Origin of the sequence: Streptomyces sp. P17, assembly GCF_032436805.1 — a bacterium.
GTDB lineage: Bacteria > Actinomycetota > Actinomycetes > Streptomycetales > Streptomycetaceae > Streptomyces.
The window spans coordinates 1-548 of the sequence record NZ_JAVRBF010000277.1 but is presented as its reverse complement, the minus strand read 5'-3'; the positions used below and the strand labels follow the sequence as shown (position 1 = coordinate 548).

1 protein-coding gene is annotated in these 548 nt (G+C 63.3%); it reads right to left on the bottom strand.

Going from position 1 to position 548, the window contains the following annotated elements; genetic code table 11:
- Window positions 1-29: 29 nt before the first annotated feature.
- Window positions 30-548: IS3 family transposase (locus RMT89_RS40840; RefSeq protein WP_315888814.1), on the bottom strand; the 519-nt coding region annotated here is incomplete at its 5' end.

Here is a 548-nt window from a genome sequence, read left to right as displayed (position 1 = left end):
TTTGAACCGCCCCGGGTTCGGTAGAGATCTCAGATTGTGGTTGTGACCTGGGGTTTCGTGGATTCCATGTAGTGATTGGCCTCGTACTCGACGGGCGGAACGTGGCCTATCTCACCGTGGAGGCGCCGGTGGTTGTACCAGTCGACCCACTCGGCGGTGGCCAACTCGACCTGGGAGAGCGACTTCCATGGACGCTGGGGTTTGATCAACTCGGTTTTGTACAGACCGATCGTCGACTCCATCAGGGCGTTGTCGAACGCGTCCCCGACTGATCCAATACTCGCCGCGATGCCGGCCGTGTCGAGGTGTTCGGCGAGGCGGAACGACGTGTATTGCGACCCGGCATCGGAGTGGTGGATCAGCTGCCCCGGAGTGTGCCGGCGGTCCTCGCGGTCGCGCTGCCACAGGGCCATCTCCAGTGCATCCAGGACGAGTTGGGTCTCCTTGGAGGTGGAGGCGGACCAGCCGACGATGCGCCGGGAGAAGGTGTCCACGACGAAGGCGACGTAGACGACACCGCTCCAGGCGGCGACATGCGTGAAGTCGGC